The 15,804-nt window shown below is 68.9% G+C and carries 16 protein-coding genes and 1 tRNA gene; 12 read left to right on the top strand and 5 right to left on the bottom strand.

Going from position 1 to position 15,804, the window contains the following annotated elements; translation table 11 throughout:
• Nucleotides 1-80 precede the first annotated feature (80 nt).
• Nucleotides 81-1,742: an NADH-quinone oxidoreductase subunit D gene (locus tag HUG10_RS04235; RefSeq protein WP_179168372.1), complete on the bottom strand. Its 1,662-nt coding sequence runs from the start codon at nt 1,740-1,742 to the stop codon at nt 81-83.
• An 88-nt stretch (nt 1,743-1,830) separates the two neighbouring features.
• Between HUG10_RS04235 and HUG10_RS04240 the strand changes: the two genes are divergently transcribed.
• The 4 genes from HUG10_RS04240 to HUG10_RS04255 all read left to right on the top strand — a co-directional run bounded on the left by HUG10_RS04240 (nt 1,831) and on the right by HUG10_RS04255 (nt 7,018).
• A complete protein-coding gene (locus HUG10_RS04240) occupies nt 1,831-2,499 on the top strand; it encodes a helix-turn-helix domain-containing protein (protein ID WP_179168373.1) in 669 nt (222 codons plus the stop codon).
• A 66-nt stretch (nt 2,500-2,565) separates the two neighbouring features.
• Nucleotides 2,566-3,234: a hypothetical protein gene (locus HUG10_RS04245; protein ID WP_179168374.1), complete on the top strand. Its 669-nt coding sequence runs from the start codon at nt 2,566-2,568 to the stop codon at nt 3,232-3,234.
• The gene (locus HUG10_RS04250; protein ID WP_179168375.1) at nt 3,231-4,541 is read left to right on the top strand and encodes a coiled-coil domain-containing protein; all 1,311 of its coding nucleotides are present in this window, start codon (nt 3,231-3,233) and stop codon (nt 4,539-4,541) included. Before HUG10_RS04245 ends, HUG10_RS04250 begins: the two co-directional genes overlap by 4 nt.
• Before the next feature lie 113 nt (nt 4,542-4,654).
• Nucleotides 4,655-7,018, top strand: a complete 2,364-nt coding sequence (locus HUG10_RS04255; protein ID WP_179168376.1) for a GAF domain-containing protein — start codon at nt 4,655-4,657, stop codon at nt 7,016-7,018.
• A gap of 102 nt (nt 7,019-7,120) precedes the next feature.
• On the opposite strand, the gene HUG10_RS04260 is transcribed toward HUG10_RS04255, so the two are convergent.
• Nucleotides 7,121-7,933 carry a DUF7839 domain-containing protein gene (locus HUG10_RS04260; protein WP_179168377.1) on the bottom strand — a complete coding sequence of 271 codons (813 nt, stop codon included), beginning with the start codon at nt 7,931-7,933 and terminating at the stop codon, nt 7,121-7,123.
• Nucleotides 7,934-8,195: 262 nt separating this feature from the next.
• On the opposite strand from HUG10_RS04260, the gene HUG10_RS04265 reads away from it, so the two are divergent.
• The 4 genes from HUG10_RS04265 to HUG10_RS04280 all read left to right on the top strand — a co-directional run bounded on the left by HUG10_RS04265 (nt 8,196) and on the right by HUG10_RS04280 (nt 10,823).
• On the top strand, nt 8,196-8,519 hold the full coding sequence (locus HUG10_RS04265; RefSeq protein ID WP_179168378.1) for a DUF5789 family protein: 324 nt from the start codon (nt 8,196-8,198) through the stop codon (nt 8,517-8,519).
• A gap of 498 nt (nt 8,520-9,017) precedes the next feature.
• Entirely contained in the window at nt 9,018-9,263 is a 246-nt protein-coding gene (locus HUG10_RS04270) for a PRC-barrel domain containing protein (protein ID WP_179168379.1), read from the top strand.
• Between the two features lie 385 nt (nt 9,264-9,648).
• Nucleotides 9,649-10,056 carry a four-helix bundle copper-binding protein gene (locus HUG10_RS04275; RefSeq protein ID WP_179168380.1) on the top strand — a complete coding sequence of 136 codons (408 nt, stop codon included), beginning with the start codon at nt 9,649-9,651 and terminating at the stop codon, nt 10,054-10,056.
• Between the two features lie 200 nt (nt 10,057-10,256).
• Nucleotides 10,257-10,823, top strand: coding sequence for a DoxX family protein (locus HUG10_RS04280; protein WP_179168381.1), 567 nt, complete (start codon nt 10,257-10,259; stop codon nt 10,821-10,823).
• Nucleotides 10,824-10,889: 66 nt separating this feature from the next.
• On the opposite strand, the gene HUG10_RS04285 is transcribed toward HUG10_RS04280, so the two are convergent.
• Together HUG10_RS04285 and HUG10_RS04290 are read right to left on the bottom strand one after the other, a co-directional pair.
• Entirely contained in the window at nt 10,890-11,177 is a 288-nt protein-coding gene (locus HUG10_RS04285) for a DUF7521 family protein (protein WP_246310214.1), read from the bottom strand.
• Nucleotides 11,174-11,551, bottom strand: coding sequence for a winged helix-turn-helix domain-containing protein (locus HUG10_RS04290; RefSeq protein WP_179168382.1), 378 nt, complete (start codon nt 11,549-11,551; stop codon nt 11,174-11,176). Before HUG10_RS04290 ends, HUG10_RS04285 begins: the two co-directional genes overlap by 4 nt.
• 309 nt (nt 11,552-11,860) lie before the next feature.
• Here HUG10_RS04290 and HUG10_RS04295 point away from each other — a divergent pair, with 309 nt between their 5' ends.
• The 3 genes from HUG10_RS04295 to HUG10_RS04305 all read left to right on the top strand — a co-directional run bounded on the left by HUG10_RS04295 (nt 11,861) and on the right by HUG10_RS04305 (nt 14,614).
• Nucleotides 11,861-12,142 (top strand): hypothetical protein, encoded by a 282-nt coding sequence (locus HUG10_RS04295; protein WP_179168383.1) that lies wholly within the window; start codon nt 11,861-11,863, stop codon nt 12,140-12,142.
• Between the two features lie 282 nt (nt 12,143-12,424).
• Nucleotides 12,425-13,678, top strand: a complete 1,254-nt coding sequence (locus tag HUG10_RS04300) for a hypothetical protein (RefSeq protein ID WP_179168384.1) — start codon at nt 12,425-12,427, stop codon at nt 13,676-13,678.
• A gap of 195 nt (nt 13,679-13,873) precedes the next feature.
• Nucleotides 13,874-14,614, top strand: a complete 741-nt coding sequence (locus HUG10_RS04305; protein ID WP_179168385.1) for a TraB/GumN family protein — start codon at nt 13,874-13,876, stop codon at nt 14,612-14,614.
• Between the two features lie 106 nt (nt 14,615-14,720).
• Here HUG10_RS04305 and HUG10_RS04310 read toward each other — a convergent pair.
• Nucleotides 14,721-14,795, bottom strand: a tRNA-Glu gene (locus tag HUG10_RS04310).
• Between the two features lie 261 nt (nt 14,796-15,056).
• Here HUG10_RS04310 and HUG10_RS04315 point away from each other — a divergent pair.
• A complete protein-coding gene (locus HUG10_RS04315; RefSeq protein WP_179168386.1) occupies nt 15,057-15,779 on the top strand; it encodes a ThuA domain-containing protein in 723 nt (240 codons plus the stop codon).
• Nucleotides 15,780-15,804: the final 25 nt, after the last annotated feature.

A 15,804-nucleotide genomic window follows, 5' to 3' on the forward strand; every position in this document is an offset into this window, starting at 1 on the left:
CGGTGAGTAAGGGTTTACGGAGTTCCGGTGACCCACGCGCTGGGGAGCGGACCCCGCCCGTGGAAGCCCGTCGAACCGTCTCAGCGGTCGACGTCGCCCATGATCGGGTCGAGGCTGCCGAGCGTGGCGATCAGGTCGGGCACGTACTCGCCCCGGGACATCTCGGGCAGGGCCTGCAAGTTCGAGAACGACGGACCCCGGATCTTGAACCGCGCCGGCTCGTCCGTCCCGTCCGCGCGGATGTAGATGCCGAGTTCGCCCTTCGCGGCCTCGACTGCACGGTACACCTCCGTGTCGTCCTCCGGTTTCAGCGTCCGAGGGACGTTCGCCTGGATCTCGCGGTCGTCCTCGGGCCAGTCCTCGAGCAGGTCGACGCACTGCTCGACGATCCGGGCGGACTCCTCCAGTTCCCGAAGCCGGACGAGCAGGCGGGCGAAGTTGTCGCAGCCGTCCTCGGTAACGACGTTCCAGTCGAGCTGGTCGTAGTAGCCGTACGGGTCGTCCCGGCGCAGGTCGTAGTCGACGCCCGACGCACGGGCGACCGGGCCGGTACAGCCGTACGACCTCGCCGTTTCGGGGCCCAGCCGACCGGTGTCGAGCGTTCGGATCTGGACGGCCTCGTTGGCCGTCAGGAGTTCATGGAACTCGGCGAGACGCTCAGGCAGGTCGTCCGTGAACGACAGGACCTTCCCGTTGTACTCCTCGCGAGGCTCGGGGAGGTCCCAGACGACGCCCCCGAGCCGGAAGTAGTTGAACATCAGCCGCTGGCCAGTCAGGTCCTCCAGCAGGTCCTGTACCCGCTCGCGCTCGGTAATCGCGTACATGAACGTCGCCGAGAACTCCCCCGTGACGTCCAGGGCGTAGGTGCCGACCGCGAGCAGGTGCGCGAGGATACGCGACAGTTCGGCGCTCATCGTGCGGACGACCTGCGCGTACTCGGGGACGTCGATGTCGGCGAGGTCCTCGGCGACGCGCGCGTACGCCCACTCGTTCAGCAGGCCGGCCCCGCTCCAGTCCCATCGGTCGGGGTACGGCATGATCTGGTGGCGGTACGTGCCGTTCTGGCACATCTGCTCCTCGCAGCGGTGGATGTACCCGATGTCGGGGTCGACGTCGACCACCTGCTCGCCGTCGAGCGTCACCTCCAGATGGAGCACGCCGTGGGTCGCGGGATGGTGCGGCCCGATGTTCAGGAACATCGTGTCCGAGTCACCCTCACCCCGAGCGTCGTCCGCGAGCGGGTTCGCGTGCTCCGTGTGAGTGACTACCTGAGGACAGTTCTGGTCGTAGTCGCGAGAGAGCGGGTGGCCCTGCCACGTCTCGGGAAGCAGGATGCGCCGGAGGTCGGGATGGTCGTCGTACTCGATGCCGACGAGGTCGTACGCCTCCCGCTCGTGCCAGTCGGCCGTCCGGAACACAGGCTCGGCCGACTGCGAAATCGGATCCTCCCGATCGGTCGGGACGACGACGCTGACCTCACGGGTCGGGTCGTCGTACTTCTTCAGGTGGTAGATGGACTCGTAGCGGTCCTCGTACTCCTGGGCGGTGACACACGACAGATGGTCGAAGCCGGCTTCGGCCTTGAGGATGGAGAGGACATCCTGAACGGCGTCGGGGCGGACGACGAAGCCCGGCGCGTTGCGGTGCTCCTCGCGGGCGAGCACGTGCTCGCCGAGCAGGTCGGCCAGTTCGTCGGCGGCTCGGGCGGACCTGGGGTCCGGTCTGGAGGACTGGGCGCTCATACCCGACCATTCGTCGATGCCGACCAGTCGGTTGCGCCGCACCGACGAGGTCATTTATAACAACGGAGCGGCACGTTCGCGGTGAGCGATGAAGTACGTCCGGTTGACCCTCCGGTTCCACGACGACGTCGTCCACCCGGTCCACGAACTCATCGACCGGGACGAGGGCGTGGAGCGCGATCTGCTCCTCCACGGCAACACCGCCACCGAGGGCTGGGATACGCTCCTGTTCTACGTGGACGGGGACCCGGACACGTACGCCGCGGCGCTGGAGGCGGCGGACGGCATCGTCGACTACGAGCTCACCCACCTCGGCGAGAACTCGTTCTACGCGTACATCGAGCAGGAGGCGGACGCCTTCGACGCAGCCCTCTTCGAGCGGTTCTCGCGGACCGGTGTCATCGTCGTGCCGCCGGTCGAGTTCGTCGACGGCGGGGAGGCTCACGTGACCGTCCTGGGCGATCCGGCGGCGCTCCAGTCGACGGTGGACGACCTCCCGGACGGCTTGGACGTGTCGATCGACCGCGTCGGCGAGTACGACGACAGGCAGGCGGCGTTCGACCCGGGGTTGACGGGCCGACAGCGCGAGGCCGTCGCCGTCGCCGTCGACCTCGGCTACTACGCCGTTCCGAGCGAGGCGAACGCCACCGACGTCGCCGCGGAACTGGGCTGCTCGGCGGGGACCGCCGCGGAACACCTTCGGAAGGCGGAGCGGAACGTCATGAGCGCGCTGGTCGACCTCCGCTCGTTCGAGTGACGACCGGACGCCGTCACCGGACATCCGGCCGTTATTTGTAGGACGATACACCAGTCGACTCGAAGGATGGTCCCCATCACGAGACGAGACGCCCTCCGCGGAGTCGCGGCACTCCTCCCGGTCGTGGCCGGCTGTAACGACGTCGATACCCCACGTTCGATCCCGACCGAAGGCCGACGCGGCCCGGAAAACGTCGTGGTCGACCCCGAACATCTCACCCTCCGAGCCCCAGACGAGTCCCCCGTCGTCTGGACGGCAACGGAGGAGACGGGCACGACCGACGAACGGAGCCGCCGGCACGTCCACCGGCTCGTCGCCGACACCGAGACCGCTAGGCGCCTCCGCTTCGACGACCGCGTCGACGCCGACGACGCCCGAGAGTTCCTCGACGCGACGGACTACGACGCGGAGACGGTGTACGTGGAGCAGTCGCGCGTTGGCGAGTGCTTCCGGACCGAGCTCTGCTACGTCGGCTGGTCGGCCGACGAGGTGCGGACGGACTACGGTCGCCAACTCCGCGACGTGAGCGTCAGCTGCGAGGCCGACGCCCGCGACACCGTCGCGACGCTAGTCCGAATTCCGGATACGCTCGATCCAGACGAGGTTCGCAGCCACGGCTCGGGGATGAGCTCCAGCGGCTGCCACCTCCCACCCTGGATACACGAGCGCTCCGACGTGGCGACCGGAACGTCGGAAACGACCGGGTCGACCGGGTCGACGGAGGCGAACCGATGACCGGTCCGCGAACGACGCGCCGCGGGGCGCTCGCGCTCGCCGGCGCCGTCGCCCTCGCCGGCTGTAGTGACCTGGAACTCCTCGGAACCGGAGGTCCGACGCTCGACGGTTCCGCGGTGAGTACGGCCGTGGACGGGCCGGACCCTCGTGTCCCGGAGACGTTCCCGGTCCGCCTGGAGGAGACCCAACTGTCGGGGAGCAGCGATCGCGCGCGCGACCTGCTCGAGGACGTTCCGACGCCGCTCGGCCCGGACGAGGTCCCCAACGGCGTCGTTCGCGAGCACATGAGCCGGGAGGCCGAGCGGGCGGCGGAGCAACTGCGTCGGGCGGACGACGCTGCGTCGGCACGAGAGCGCCTCACCGCGGCGCGATACGCTCGCAAGTCCGCAATGACCGTCTCCGCGGCGTGGCGCGCCACCGACGGGACCCTCACGCGAGGGGACGTCGAAGCGGAGGCTGGCGGGCTTCGCGGGGACCTCTCCGACCTCCGGGACCGCGTCCGATACGTCGGGGACGACCCCGTCAGGGCGACAGTGGTCCACGCGGCGCTGGAGGGGTTTCTCCGGAGGGCAGCATCCCATCTCGAACGGCCGGACCACCGGCACCGGGAGTCCGACGGGGTGCTCGGGGTAGGCGAACTGGCCGGGAGACACGAGCAGGTTCGCGCGCTCGTCGGGGACGCGGAGCATCTCTACGGACGGTTCCTCGACTCGCTCGACGAACGGCGAGAACTCGGTGACAGGCTGGAACGGGCCGCGACCGAGTCGACCGAGGAACTTCGGTCGGCCGCCGCCGACCGGTCTATCGCCCGCGACCGCGAGGTATCCGACTACGTCGACCGTGACGTGGAGGACACCCCCGCGAGGTGGGCGCTGGACGACCTCGCCGATGACCTCTCGTTCCACCTCTGGGAGCAGGAGGCCGTCGCCGATCGCCCTGCCCGTGCGCTCGTGGCCGCCGTGGACGGGTTCGCCGCGCTGGGAGCGTTCGACGCGGTTCGGAACGACGTCTCCGAGGGGGAACTGTACGAGGTCGAGGACGCGGGGGACGTCCGGATACGACGACGGGACGCCGTCACCGCGCTTCGCTCCGCGGTCGACTCGCCGACCGAACCGGCGCTGGCGGCCGAGGTGCTCCCCGCCCTGGGGAACCTGGTCGCACACGGCGACGAGCAGTTGTCGAGGCTAGACGGGGAGGTCTCCGCCGAGTACGTCTCGCGTCCGGTCGCGCAGTACGTTATCGCGGCCGAGAAGGCGTGGGGCCTGCAGGACGGGACGGTTCGCGTCGCGGATCGGCTCCGGCGGTAACCCGGAACGGGGGATTTCTCGACCGGCGCGCCAAAGGTTATATTAACTCCTCTCGCCACTCTCCCCCGTGTCGCGAGGAGCGTTGACAACCCCGGAATCAGTCCCCGGCGCCGATGACGGATGACGGACAGGCGCTGGACGTGACGGCCGCCGCGGACGCGAGCAGCCCCTTCGACGAAGGAACGCTCGCCGTGAGCGGCGGCACCATCGTCGATGCGGACGACGTCGCCGCGTCGCTGCTCGAGGTCCCCCGGTCCGAACTCGTCGGTCGACCGCTGTCGCGCATCTGCCCTCGGAGCCCGACCGTGTACGATGCGGACCGGCTGCTGGACGCGATCGACCGGAGCGTCGAGACGGGCGACAGTTTCGTGTGGGTGTTCGATCGCGGGCCGACCGGCGAGGTGACGACGGAGGTCGCCGCCCGACGGGCCGAGGGGGAGGACTGCGACGTGGTGCTGTTCGTGCGCGGGACGCCGTCGTGGTCCCACCGGGACTGGTCCGTCCGCCCCGTCGAGCGCCTCCACGACGTCGCCACGCAGCTCGAATCATGTGTGGAGGCCGAGGCGGTGTACGATCTGACCGTGTCCGCCGCGACCGACATCCTCGATTTCGACACCAGCACCGTCTCGGTCGTCGAGGGGGCGAACCTCGTCACGAAGGCGAGCACCTCCGACGTCGCCGCGGACCTTCCGGAGGCCGTTCCGAACGACTACGGCCTGGCGGGGAGGACCTACCAGACGGGGCGGAGTTTCCGGGTGGACGACGTCCACACGTTCGACGAGGACGAGCACGGACACCGCCGCCACCGGTCGGTCATCAGCGTCCCCATCGACGAGGTCGGCGTGTTCCAGGCGAGCGCCACGGCGGTCGGGGCGTTCTCCGAGCGCGACCTCGAACTCGCCGAGCTACTCGCGGGACACGCCGCGGACGCGCTCGAACGCATCCGGAGCGTCGACGCGCTCCGGGAGAACCGCAAGCGGATCGCGAGACTCCACGACGTCGCCGACGAGATGGTAACCGCCGAGACGGGAGAGGACGTCTTCGAACTCGCCGTCGACGCTGCCGAGGAGCTCCTCGACTTCGACCAGTGCACGTTCCTCCGGGCGGTCGACGGGCAGTTCGTCGTCGCGGCGTCGTCCTCCGAACTCGACCTGCCCGAGCGGTTGCTCGACACGGATCAGGGCGTCGCGGGGCGGGTGTACCGGACCGGCCAGAGCGAACTCGTGGCCGACGTCGCCGTCGAGGAGGAGGCACAGCCGATGGTCGGGGGGATCGTCTCGGGGATCACCGTCCCGGTCGGCAGCATCGGCGTGTTCCAGGCGTTCTCCCGGAAGCCCGACGCCTTCTCGCACGACGACCTGGAACTCGCCGAGTTGCTCACCGCCCACGTCGCGACGTCCGCCGAACGGGCCGAGTCGGCCCGCGCGCTGGAGCGACAGAAGACCCAGTTCTCGTCGCTCGTCGCCAGCCTTCCCGGGATGGTGTTCCGCACGTCGACGGACGACGTGGATCGGCTGGCGTTCGTGAACGACTACGCGGCCGAACTGACGGGGTACGATCCCGCGACGCTCACGAGCCAGAACGGCGTTGCCTTCGGCGACCTCGTCCACCCGGACGACCGTGCGAGCATCGTCGGAAAGCGCCGAGCCGCGCTCCTGGAGGGTAGGTCCTACGAGGCGACCTACCGGCTCGTGACCGCGGACTCCGGCGAGCGATGGGTGCGCGAACGAGCGACGGGGCTGTTCACCGACGAGGCGGACTCCGCGACCCTCGAGGGGTTCCTCACCGACGTGACGGGCAACCGCCGTCGGGCCCAGCTCGAGGTGCTGAACCGCTTCCTGCGGCACAACCTCCGCAACGACGTACAGGTCATCTCGGGCCACGCGGACATCCTCGAACGGGAGGTCCGGGACGAGCGAATGCTCGACAGCGTGCGGCGCATCCAGTCGGCGGCGGCGAAACTCATCGGGCACAGCGAGAAGGCGGCGACGCTCGAGGGGTTGCTCGGAAGCGACGACGAGTCCAACCGGGTGTCGGTGGACCTCGCGGCCGTCGTCCGGAGGCGCGTGGAGGCGTTCGAACGGCGGCCGGGCGTCGAACTCGACGTCTCGCTGCCGGCGTCGTGCCAAGTCTCCGCGGTACCGGTGCTCGACGCGGCGATTCGGGAGGCGCTGGAGAACGCGCTCCGCCACGGCGGGGAGCCGCCGGTCGCCATCTCGATCTCGCTCGACGCGGTCGAAGAGCACGGTCGCGAAATCGTCCAGCTGCGGATCCGCGACGACGGACCGGGCATCCCGGAACAGGACCGGGTGGCGATCGAACGGCAGACGGAGACGGCGCTCACCCACAGCAGCGGCCTGGGCCTGTGGCTGGTCAAGTGGATCGTCACTGCCTCCGGGGGGAGCCTGGACATCCTCGACTCGCCCGAAGAAGGAACGGAACTCCGCATGACGCTCCGCCGTGCCGACGAGGGGTGACCGGCGGTCACCGGAGTCGAACCGGCTGGGTTCGACCGGGACTGATCAGACGGGGGGCGTTCCGGGAGAATGGTCCGGGTGCGCGGCGTTCGTGTGGAGACGTCACTCCGTCGCGTCGACGACCTCGTAGCTGATGTTCTCCGCGACCAGCTTGTTCGTGTGGGTCGCCACCTCGCTCGTCGCCGCCAGCAGGAGCACGTCGAGCCCCTTCATCGACGCCTCCTGGACCGCGAGCGGGGTGCCGAAACGGATGTCAGGCGTGCGGTCGGCCCGCCGCGCGAGCGCCAGCGCCTCGGTCCCGGCGACCCCGAGGAGGTCGTGGTCGGCCGCGGCGTCGCGGACCGCGTCGACGTCGACGGCGCGGCTCCCGCCGTCCTGAACAAGGGGGACGGCGAGCACGGTCACCTTGCCCAGGTCGTACTCCAGGACGCCCTCGAAGTTCGTGACGCCCACGTCCTGGCCGGCGTTCGCGTCGGTGACGGCGACGGCGGTGACGGTTCCGCCCGGGCCGGCGGCCGCCCGGAGGACGCCCTCGTGCATCGAGATGGACACCTCCTGACCCTCGGCGATGTCGGTCGTGGCGAGGGCGGTGTCGATCTCGACCTGTCCGATGACGTCCTCGGAGACGTGGTCGGTGAACTCCCGCAGTTCGTCCGTGCGGGTGATGAGCCAGTCCACCCCCTCCTTCGTCACCTCGTATCGCCCGCGGCCGTGCTTGCGGACGTACCCCTCGTCCACGAGCCCCTGGAGGTAGTCGCTCACCGCCTGCGAGGTGACGCCGATGGCGTCGGCGACCTCCTGCTGGCTGACCGCCGGCTGGCGCTCCGCGATCTGGACGAGGATCTGGTACCGGGTCGCGTCCCGCTTGTTCCGGAGGACGCCGGCGGGCCCCCCGTCGCTCCCGTACCCGTTCATGCCGAAGAGTCGGGAACCGGAGCGCAAGTAGCTTTTCATCGTCGGAACCGGGAGGTGGGAATCCCGGCGATCCCGACGAACCGTCGAAAGTGGGTTTGCCGTAGCACAATCGCGTCTGAGCGGACATCCACTTCGGTTGTATTCGGGACCGAACCGACCGCTACTCGTGGGAGTCCGGACGCCGTTCGGTCGTCGCCTGAAAAGGACCGAGCCACGGCCGGGGGAAGGGACTTACCTGTGGCGACCCGCCGACCGAACGTTCATGGCCGACGAGAATGACGACAACCGCGAGCAGGGCGTCGACTTCGGCTCCCTCGCGGACGAACTCGAGAACCTGGAGTACCCCGTCGAGAACGAGGAGCTCCTCGAGGAGTACGGCGATCACGAACTCGACCTCGAATCGGGCTCCCAGACGCTCGTGACGGTACTCGGTCCGCAGGAGGGAACCACGTACGAGTCGGCGGACGCGGTCCGCCAGGCCATCTTCACGATGGTCGGCGACGGCGCGGTCGGTCGGGAGGGCTACTCCGACCGCGGCGGGAGCGGGAGCGACGAGCCCGACGACGAGGAGGACCAGAGCGTCTAGAACGACCGACGGGGGAATCCCGGGCGGTGAAACATCGGTTTGCGGTACGGCCCCATTCCCCTGAGTCCGTCCGGTACGCAGGTGATTGTGGGAAACGGGGACGCGTCGCGTCGGATTCCACCGGGACGGAAATCTGGAAACAGTAGGGCGACGTTGTCGAGCGGAAGGGTTCGCCCTCGCCGATCGCGGTCCCGTCCCGAGCTACGCGTTCGCCGGAGACGGTCGACTCACGACCCCAAATCCGTCGTCGGTCTCCGGGTGCGAGGGTCGGCGAATCGAGTCGGAGCAGGCGACGCGAGCGAGTAACGCGGCCGTACCTTCTCCGACATCTGGCGGCCCGATTCCCGGCGACCGGCTACGACACCTATAACAAATGCGGCTGGCCGGGGAGCGTTCACTTGCCACCCGAAACCGGCGGACGGCGGTCCGACACGGCTGGCCGTCCGTCTCCGATTCGGTGGTGGATCGATACACCAGATCGGCACGGAGGAACACACGATGTCAGAGAGAGCACTCACGGAAGACGACGAGGGGAAGCGCGTGGTCAACGCGAACGGCGACGAGATCGGCATGGTCTCCGACGTCCGTGGCGGCACGGCGTACGTCGACCCGGACCCCGGAATCACGGACACCATCACGTCGAAGCTCGGATGGAGCGACAGGGACGAGGACGACTACCCGCTCGACCGATCCTCTATCGGGATGATCTCCGACGACGAGATCAGACTGAAGGAGGACCTGTAACGTGTCCCAGCGGACACCTCGAACGGGGACCGGAATCGGCGGATCGGGCGGGGAGACGGTGGAGTACGGCACCGGAGTCCAGCAGGGTTCCGGAAGCGGTCCACCTACTGGTCAGCAGTATCCCCAGCAAGGCGGTCAGCAGCAGTATCAACCAAGCAGTCAGCAGGCTGCCGGGAGTAGTGGGCAGCAGCAGTACCAGTCTCCGGGCCAGCAGTCGAGCCTCTAGTTCGGCGGCCAGCAGGGCCTCGAGTCCGGTAGCCAGCAAGGTGTCCAGCCCGGCGGTCAGCAGGGAATCCAGGCCGGCGGCCAACAGCAGGTCCAGCCGGGGAGTCAACAGCAGTTCCAGCCAAGCGGCCAACAGCAGACCCAGATCGGTGGTCAGGGCATGACCCAGCCCCCAGCGAGCGAGTTCGAGGCGTCGCTGACGAGCGACATGCGACTCGCGCTGCACGACTTCGTCCAGGCGGCGACGGTCTGCGAGTGGTGTGCGGACCGCTGCCTCATGGAATGGCCGGAGATGGCGGAGTGCATCCGACTCTGCCGGGACGTCGCCGACCTCGCCGTCGAGAACGTACAGTTCATGGCGCGCGACTCGCCGTTCGGTCCGGAACTCGCGGAGACGTTCGCGATCGCGGCCGAGGAGTGTGCGAACGAGTGCGCCCGCCACGCCCACTCGCACTGCCAGGAGTGCGCGAGCGTGCTCGATCGAGCGGTGGAGTCGACCTGGCGGATGCTGGAGTCCATCGAGCAGCAGGGGGTCGTCGGGGCCCAGCAGCAGACCCAGCAGTACTGAGCCGCCCTCCAACCGACGCCATTCTTTCGCCGGCGGGCCCGGACCGCCGTCCTCGAGGAGTGTTCCGTTCGGAGTCGTGCCGCCGGTGACGTCGCCACCACGCCTGCTCCGCGCGCCCCTGGACGGTTCTCGGAGCCCGGGAATCGCTGTTCCGTTATATGCCGTTCCCCGGCCACAGTCTACCTGTAGGAGGAACGACGATGGAATCTACCAACACCGGAAGCGCGAACGTGTTCGAGAGCAGACTCGGCGGGATCGAGGTCAGGGCGCGTGCCCACAGCCTCAGCGCGTGGTTCGTCCTCGCGCTGCGACTGATGATGGGCTACGCGTTCCTCTACTCGGGGTGGACGAAGATCGCCGGGGGTTCGTTCGGCGCGCAGTGGTACCTGCTGAACTCGCCCGCCGCGAACGGGAGCCCGCTGGTCGGCCTGTTCACCTGGATGGGTCAGACCGCCTGGTTCGTCGAGTTCGCCAACGTCGCGGTGCCGTGGGGGGAGCTCCTCATCGGGCTCGGGCTCCTCGTGGGCGCGTTCACCCGCCTCGCCGCGTTCTTCGGCGCGCTCATGATGCTCCTGTTCTACTTCGGGAACTGGGACGTCGCCCACGGCGTGATCAACGGGGACTTCGCGTACATGCTCGTGTTCCTCGCGGTCGCCGCGTTCGGCGCCGGGCGGATCCTCGGGCTCGACGCGTACATCGAGAACTACGAGGTCGACGGCCAGCCCCTCGTCGAGCGCTACCCCGTCCTCGAGTACGTCCTCGGCTGAACCGTCGGCACGAACACCCTTTTTTGGCTTCCCGACCGGCCGTCGCTCGCAGTCCGACGCCGTTCGTCACTCGCTGTACAACGAGTACACGATGATACCGAAGCCGACGGCCGTGAGCGCGCTCTCGATGAGGATCACCGACTCGGTGGCGAAGCCGAACGCCTGGTGGGCCATCCCCGCCAGCATCGCTCCGACGGTGACGAACCCGAAGCCGAGCGCCAGCGCCCCCAGGGCGGTCGCGTGCGTCCGGCGGTACGCCTTGAACGCGAGGAACGTGACGATGCCGCCGAGGACGAGCGTGATGCTCTTGAACGCGATGACCCCCGTCGAGATGTAGTCGGCGAGGTGGCTCACGTCTCCCGTCGCACCTCCGACCACATGTTCGCGAGGCGCCCCTCCGGCGTGTCCCGCGGTCGTTCGAGGTCCAGATCGAACTCGCGCCCCTCGTCGAGTTCGACGACGATTCGTTCGAAGTCGACCACGTACCGCGACCGGTGGTGGCCGTCGGGGCGGACCTCGGTCTCCTCGTTCACCAGCGACGCGTCGGTCAGCTTGTCGAGCTTCCGGTAGGTGGTCGAGAGCGGCACGTCCGCCGAGTCGGCGACCTCCTGTGCGCTCATCGGCTCGTCGAGGGCCGAGACGATCTCCCGGCACGCGTCGTCGTCGAGCGCGCCGACAACTCGCTCCAGCCCGGGACCGTCCCGCCCCGAGCGGACGTCCACCGTCATCGAGTCGACGTAGACGACATTCCCCCTTAATGGTTACAGTACGCCGCCGGTTCGGGGCCTGATTCCGTCCGTGACACGTCGATTCCGGTCGAGTGTCTCCCGAACACGTGACCCCCGGTGAGGCTCCCGGAGAACGTCCACGACGGTAGTTGCGCGCACGCGCTTCGCTCGCTCGGCTACGTCGACACCGGTGCCCCCGGCGTGCTGCTTTTCGAGCCGACCGCGGAATTCGCGCGATAGTCCCGTCGAGACCCCATCCTTGCGAATGTCGGCACGTCGTTCTTCGGAACGGGGACCCCCACGTCGGACATGGCGCAGACCCCATCGATCGAGGAGGTCGACGAGGGAGACGACTACTACCACGTCCGCTACCGCGACCCGGACGACTTCGACGCCATCCGCACGCCCGATTGGGCGGAGAAACCGGCCGGGTCGGTCGTCGAGGACGCCGAGGTCCGCACCGGCCACCAGGAAGGGGGGGACGACGACGACTGGGAGATCCAGAGCGTCCTCGTCCCAGTGGGGAAGGTGGACGACGAGGACGAGGCCCGGGAGAAGGCCGACCAGATCGTCGAGAAGATCGAGTCCTGAGTCGCGCGCGACCTCGAAGTCGCCGAGATCGCCGAGCAGACGGGACCGGACAACCTCTTCACCGTCATCCTCCATCCGGAGGACGTGAGCGCCGCGTTCATGTGTCTCTCCAGCGACGACGCGCGGTTCGTGACCGGCGGCGCGCTCCCGGTGGCGGCCGGCGCGACGGCGCTCTGAGACCGGGACCCCGAATCGGCTCGGACGACCCGGGACGGCCGAGATGGCGGACCGCCGGAGCCGCGGGGCCGAAGCTTCTTGTCGTCACCCTGAAAACCCGAGGCCATGGCTACCGCGGCGTCGCTCTCCGAACCGCAGGTCCTCGCCCACGCGAAGCGCCGTCTGTTCCCGGAGACCGACGAGCCGAACACGTACGCCGTCTGCGACACGCAGTTCGGGACGGACGAGTGGCTCCACGGCGAGCCCATCCCGGCCGAGGTCCGCGAGCGACTCGCGCCGTTCAACCACGTCCGGGTCGGCTCGGGCTATCCCGACCTGGTCGGCGTCCGCGTGCTCGAGGACGACCTCCTCGCCGTCGAGCGGTTCGGCGAGCACCCGCCCCTGATCGCGATCGAGGCGAAGGGGTACACCGGCACCGGGACGGCGGACGTCGAGCGAGGCGTCGTCCAGGCGTACGATCGGCTCCACGAGGCGAACGCCGCGTACCTTGCCGCGCCGGACGACTCGATCACGCAGTCGGTTCGGACGCTCGCCCGCGAGTTGAACGTCGGCGTCCTCGGCGTCGACGCGGACGGTCGCGTCGATCCGCTGGAGGTTCCGCGCGTCGTCGGCAACCGCACCTCCGACGAGGCGACGGCGATCCGGTTCCAGGCCACGGCCCAGGGGGTCGCCGACAGGTCGTTCGGCCTGAACCACCCGAAGAACTACCTCGGGGTCCCCCTCGCGCTGTACCATCCGGGCGAGACGTGGGACGTCCTGGCGGAGCGCGTCGTCGGAGCCGTCGACGGCGCCCGTTCCGGTGCCGCGTTCCTCGGACTCGTGGAGGAGGGACCACGTGGCGTGGAACTCACCCCGATGGGTCGGGAGGTCGTCCGGTTCGCCCTCGGTCGGTACGGGTCGGTCGACGCCGCGCTGGACGAGTTCGACGACTGGCGTGGCTCGCGGGGCCGGTTCTGCGACGTCGCCCCCGACTGGGGGCTGCTCACGCGTCGCGTCGTCTGGACGTACCCCGCGACGCGACTGCTGGTCGAGGAACTCCAGACGATGCACGGGGACGGGATCGCCGACCCGTCGCTCGTCGACCTCGTCGAGTGGCTCCACGTCCACCACCCGACGTTCACCGTCGAACTGTTCGTCCGGGGAACCGACGAAGTCCGCAGTCGAGTTCTCGACGGTGACGGCGACCTGCGGGTCGGCGAACTCCGCGACGGGGACGTCTACCACTCGCCCACGGTCTTCCAGCTGAAGGCGATGCTGTACCACGCCGGGATCGTGACGGACCGCGGCGCCGAACCCTCCCGGCTCGACCCGACGAGCGACTCCTGGGCGCTGCGGGAGCCGCTCTCGAGCAGTTCCTGAGTTTTCCGGCAGCGGGTACGACCTCGGCCTGAACTCCGACGAGCCGACGCGGCGTCGGGAGCTGTCGAGCCGGCCAAACCGGACCCGATCGAATCCCGTCACCAACCGGTCGTTATCAGATCGGAAACCGGCAGAGGAACGTTTATCACACTCTGCCAGTTGGGAGCGGTAAGGCCCCGTTACCGGGGGAGTACGATGACTGTACGCGACGACGACCCGCGATTCGGTGATAGCTACGTTCGACAGGAGTTGGACTCGCCTACCGGCGGCCGCGTGACCCTGGTCGGCGTGGTCCACGACCATCCGGCGAGCACCTACCGCGTTCGGACGGTGGTCGACGCCGTCGACCCCGACGTGCTCGCCCTGGAACTCCCGCCTCTCGCCGTCGGACTCTTCGAACAGTACGCGGAGGGGGAGCGGACGCCGCCGACGTTCGGTGGCGAGATGAGCGCGGCGATCCAGGCCGCACGGACCGACGCGGTCGCCGGGATCGACGGTCCCGACCGCGCGTTCTACCGGCGGCTGGTCCGAACCCTCTCGAGGGAACGGCCGTCCCGGCCCGAGGCGAAGCGGATCCTGTCGGGCCTCGCCTCGGCATCGAAGCGCGCGGTGGTCTGCCGGGTGGCCGGCGCTCTGGCCGCCCGGACCGGCGTTCGCCTGGAGGTCGACGTGCCCGTCGCGCACGACTGCACCTGGGCGGACGACCCCGAGGACCAGGCCGCGGACGAGCGGAGACAGATCCGGCAGTCCCAGGCGCTTACGAGCGCGCTCGGACCGTGTACCGCGTCACGAGCCACGGCGTTCCGCGACGCGACGCGGGAGGCACACATGGCGGATCGGCTGGCCGACCTCCGGGAGACCGGGAGCGTCGTAGCCGTCGTGGGGATCGATCACCTCGACCCGCTGTCGGAGTTGCTGGACGGAACGGGGAACTGACGCCGACCGCTACTCCACCTTCGATTTCGACCGTGGCCTGACGAGAACCGACTACTCTTCGAGACCAAGACGTCACTCGTCACGGTCGGCACGTACCACAGAAGGATGCTCCGGCGGGGATTTGAACCCCGGTCATTGCCTCGAGAGGGCAATATGATTGGCCGGACTACACTACCAGAGCGTGCATCGCACAGCGTCAGTGCGCACCAGCAGATAGCGCGGACCACATTAAAACGGTGTCGCTTCGACGCCGCCGTGTGGCGGATTGGCGCGGTTGCTTCCCCGCTTCCGACCCCCTCCCGGTGATCCGGTATCGTCAGACTCTCGAACTGCAGGTCCCGTCGGAACGGAACTCGGGAACGTGGACGAACGGTCGAGCGTATGAAGGGACGAACGGCCGGCCGGCGAAACCGCCTAATGCCCTCCGCCGGCACATTCCACCATGACGACGGTCACCGTCTGGAACGAGTACCGACAGGAGCGGGAGCAGGAGGAGGTCGCGGAGGTCTACCCCGACGGCATCCACGTCGCCGTCGCCGACGCGCTCGACGGGTACGGGTTCGACACTCGAACGGCCACCCTCGACGAACCGGAGCACGGCCTCACCGAGGAGGTCCTCGACGGGACGGACGTGTTGCTCTGGTGGGGCCACGAGGCGCACGACGAGGTGACCGACGAGGTCGTCGACCGGGTTCAGGAACGGGTCCTGGAGGGGATGGGATTCGTCGTGCTCCACTCGGCCCACTTCTCGAAGCCCTTCCGGCGACTGATGGGTACGAGCGGGTCGCTGGAGTGGCGCGAGACCGGCGAGCGCGAGCGCGTCTGGACGATCGAACCGGGCCATCCCATCGCCGCGGGCGTCGACGGCCCGATCGAACTCCCGCGCTCCGAGATGTACGGCGAACCGTTCGACGTTCCGCGGCCGGAGGCCACCGTCTTCACCTCGTGGTTCGAGGGTGGGGAGGTGTTCCGGTCGGGCTGTTGCTGGACTCGGGGGAACGGTCGGGTGTTCTACTTCCGGCCGGGCCACGAGACGTACCCGATCTACCACGACGGGACGATCCAGCGGGTGCTCGCGAACGCCTGCGAGTGGGTTGCGGGGACCGCTGACGCGCCGGCCCCGGAGGCCCGAAACGTGGAACCTCGGGAGCCGCTGGAGGACTGATTCGAGGGGAACGCGGACCGACCGC

Origin of the sequence: Halorarum halophilum, assembly GCF_013401515.1 — an archaeon.
Lineage (GTDB): Archaea > Halobacteriota > Halobacteria > Halobacteriales > Haloferacaceae > Halorarum > Halorarum halophilum.

Excerpts from the sequence above, each read along its gene's own strand:
- HUG10_RS04315 (WP_179168386.1), top strand. The coding sequence starts at position 15,057 with ATGACGACGGTCACCGTCTGGAACGAGTACCGACAGGAGCGGGAGCAG.
- HUG10_RS04245 (WP_179168374.1), top strand. The coding sequence starts at position 2,566 with ATGGTCCCCATCACGAGACGAGACGCCCTCCGCGGAGTCGCGGCACTC.
- HUG10_RS04290 (WP_179168382.1), bottom strand. The coding sequence starts at position 11,551 with ATGACGGTGGACGTCCGCTCGGGGCGGGACGGTCCCGGGCTGGAGCGA.
- HUG10_RS04260 (WP_179168377.1), bottom strand. The coding sequence starts at position 7,933 with ATGAACGGGTACGGGAGCGACGGGGGGCCCGCCGGCGTCCTCCGGAAC.
- HUG10_RS04255 (WP_179168376.1), top strand. The coding sequence starts at position 4,655 with ATGACGGATGACGGACAGGCGCTGGACGTGACGGCCGCCGCGGACGCG.
- HUG10_RS04280 (WP_179168381.1), top strand. The coding sequence starts at position 10,257 with ATGGAATCTACCAACACCGGAAGCGCGAACGTGTTCGAGAGCAGACTC.
- HUG10_RS04275 (WP_179168380.1), top strand. The coding sequence starts at position 9,649 with ATGACCCAGCCCCCAGCGAGCGAGTTCGAGGCGTCGCTGACGAGCGAC.
- HUG10_RS04240 (WP_179168373.1), top strand. The coding sequence starts at position 1,831 with ATGAAGTACGTCCGGTTGACCCTCCGGTTCCACGACGACGTCGTCCAC.
- HUG10_RS04265 (WP_179168378.1), top strand. The coding sequence starts at position 8,196 with ATGGCCGACGAGAATGACGACAACCGCGAGCAGGGCGTCGACTTCGGC.
- HUG10_RS04295 (WP_179168383.1), top strand. The coding sequence starts at position 11,861 with ATGGCGCAGACCCCATCGATCGAGGAGGTCGACGAGGGAGACGACTAC.
- HUG10_RS04250 (WP_179168375.1), top strand. The coding sequence starts at position 3,231 with ATGACCGGTCCGCGAACGACGCGCCGCGGGGCGCTCGCGCTCGCCGGC.
- HUG10_RS04235 (WP_179168372.1), bottom strand. The coding sequence starts at position 1,742 with ATGAGCGCCCAGTCCTCCAGACCGGACCCCAGGTCCGCCCGAGCCGCC.
- HUG10_RS04300 (WP_179168384.1), top strand. The coding sequence starts at position 12,425 with ATGGCTACCGCGGCGTCGCTCTCCGAACCGCAGGTCCTCGCCCACGCG.
- HUG10_RS04270 (WP_179168379.1), top strand. The coding sequence starts at position 9,018 with ATGTCAGAGAGAGCACTCACGGAAGACGACGAGGGGAAGCGCGTGGTC.
- HUG10_RS04305 (WP_179168385.1), top strand. The coding sequence starts at position 13,874 with ATGACTGTACGCGACGACGACCCGCGATTCGGTGATAGCTACGTTCGA.